Origin of the sequence: Burkholderia sp. HAN2018 (genome assembly GCF_024704855.1) — a bacterium.
GTDB lineage: Bacteria > Pseudomonadota > Gammaproteobacteria > Burkholderiales > Burkholderiaceae > Burkholderia > Burkholderia cepacia.
In genome coordinates this window covers 1-2,309 of record NZ_QOBB01000458.1, presented here as the reverse complement: position 1 = coordinate 2,309, position 2,309 = coordinate 1, and the positions used below count along the sequence as shown (strand labels likewise).

Below are 2,309 nucleotides of genomic sequence, written 5' to 3'. Positions count from 1 at the left end.
CGCCTTCTGCCTGCGCGCCGCTGCCCGCGGCGAGCGCTTTCAGGTAGTCGAGCACGGCCCAGGTGTCGCGGGGCCCGAGCGTCGCGGCGAAGCCGGGCATCGTCGGCGCGCCGCGTTCGTCGCGTGTCCCGTGGCGCACGCGCCAGAACAGTTCGCCGTCGAGGCGGCGGGCGAGCAGGGCGCCGGCGAAGGTCGGCGGCCAGTGCGGGAGCGTGGCCGCAAGCGGCCCTTCCCCGCGTCCGTCCACGCCGTGGCACGCCACGCAGTGTTGCGCATACAAGTGCGCGCCGCGCATCACGTTCGATACCGAAAACGGCGCGGGATCGCGCTGGAAACTCGTCGGCACGGCAGGCGAAAGCCACAGCGAAGCCGGCGGCCACGGCGCGAACCACGCGACGGCGAGCGCGGCAAGCACCGCAAGCGCCGACGCCACACGCCGCTTGCGTAACGCGAGCGCGATGCACGCGAGCACGGCGGCCAGCGTCGTCGCCGCGACGGCGAACGCGAGTTGCCGCGTGAGCCCGGCGTCGATGCGCAGTGTTTCGAGCGCGATGCGACGGGCCCACGGCCAGGCAGGCTGGCCATCGGCGTCGCCCGTCAGCCCGATTGCATGCAGCACGCGCGACAGCGCGACTTGCGCGCGATACAGCCCTTGCAGAAACAGCAGCGCCCAGTCGGAGAACGTCGGTGCATTCATCGGCTACTTTCCCGCCGCGCCGCGGCCCATCGTCGAACGGTACCGCGCATCTACCAGCTCGCATCGAGCCCGAGATGCCGCAACGCGTCGTGACGCAGCTCGGCGAGGCGCGGGTCGCCGCGATGACGCGGATAGGGCAGGTCGACGCGCAACTCGGCGACGATCCGCGCGGGACGCGGCCCGAACACGATCACGCGCTGCGCGAGGAACAGCGCTTCCTCGACATCGTGCGTGACGAGCAATGCAGAGAAACCGTCGCGTTGCCACAGTGCGGTGAGTTCGGCCTGCATCGTGAGCCGGGTGAGCGAATCGAGCTTGCCGAGCGGCTCGTCGAGAATCAGCAGGCGCGGATCGTTGACGAGCGCGCGGGCCAGTGCGACCCGCTGCGCCATCCCGCCGGACAGCTGATGCGGGAACACGTTCGAGAATTCCTGCAGGCCGACGCGCGCGAGCGCATCGTCGACGCGATGCTGCGACGCGCGCGCCACGCCGCGCGCCTCGAGGCCGAGCGCGACGTTCGCACGCACCCGCCGCCACGGGTACAGCGTCGGGTCCTGGAACACGACGATGCGCGACGGATCGGGCTGCTCGATCGGCACGCCGTCCTGCGCGATTCCGCCTTGCCGCGCGGCGTCGAGGCCCGCGACGAGGCGCAACAGCGTCGATTTCCCGCAGCCGCTCGGGCCGAGCAGCGCGACGAATTCGCCGGCCGCGACCGACAGCGTGACGTCGTCGAGCACGGGCAGCGGGCCGCCGGGGCCGTCGAACGCATGGCTCACGCGGCGGATGTCGATGCGCGCGCCGCGCGGCACCGTGACGGCAGGCGACGCGGAAGCGGACGATTCGAGTACGGCGGCGTTCACCATTTGACGGTTCCTTTCTGCCACGCGAGCACGCGGTCGCGCACCGCGAACAGCAGCGCGATCAGCCCGGAAAACAGCAGCGCCATCACGATCAGCGCCGCATACATGTTCACGTACGATGCCCAGCCCTGCGCCCAGCTCAGGTACCAGCCGAGCCCGGACTTGACGCCCATCATCTCGGCGACGACCAGCACCGTGAACGACGCGCTCAGCCCCATGAAGATGCCGACGAACACGTGCGGCAGCGCGGCCGGAATCGCGACGCGCAGCACGAGGAAGCGCGCGTTCGCGCCGAGCGTGCGCGCGACGTCGTAATACTGCTTGTTGACGCTCGCGACGCCCGACCACGTCAGCACCGCGACCGGGAAGCCGGTGGCGAGCGCGATCAGGAACGCGGCGGCGGAATAGCTCGACGGGAAGAAGTAGAACGTGAGTGGCAACAGCGCGGTGGCCGGCACGGGGCCGAGCACGCGCAGCACCGGATGCACCCAGTAGCCGATCCGGCGCGACCAGCCGATCGACACGCCGACCGCGAAACCGACCGCGACGCCGTAGGCAAAGCCGAGCGCGAGCAGCTTCAGCGTGTTGCCGGCGCTGCCGAGCAGGCGCGGCCAGTCGTCGACGTAGACCTCGATCAGTGCCTGCGGCGGCGCGAAGAACGGCGTCGGCAGCCAGCCGGTTTTCGCGGTGACGATTTCCCACGCGGCGAGCACGAGCGGCAGCGCGACGAGCCACGGGCCGGCCGGGCG

The 2,309-nt window shown here is 71.1% G+C and carries 3 protein-coding genes; all 3 read right to left on the bottom strand.

Annotation, left to right across the window (positions count from 1 at the left end; genetic code table 11):
* Window positions 1-697 (bottom strand): cytochrome c (locus DPV74_RS40920; protein WP_162923321.1); only part of this gene is annotated, 697 nt, incomplete at its 3' end.
* A gap of 50 nt (window positions 698-747) precedes the next feature.
* A complete protein-coding gene (locus DPV74_RS40915) occupies window positions 748-1,563 on the bottom strand; it encodes an ABC transporter ATP-binding protein (RefSeq protein ID WP_119339256.1) in 816 nt (271 codons plus the stop codon).
* The coding region (locus DPV74_RS40910; RefSeq protein ID WP_119339255.1) for an ABC transporter permease at window positions 1,557-2,309 on the bottom strand (753 nt) is incomplete at its 5' end. The genes DPV74_RS40910 and DPV74_RS40915, both read right to left, overlap by 7 nt.

Bases quoted from the DNA above. Each gene is read 5' to 3' on its own strand.
- DPV74_RS40915 (WP_119339256.1), bottom strand. From the start codon at position 1,563: ATGGTGAACGCCGCCGTACTCGAATCGTCCGCTTCCGCGTCGCCTGCC.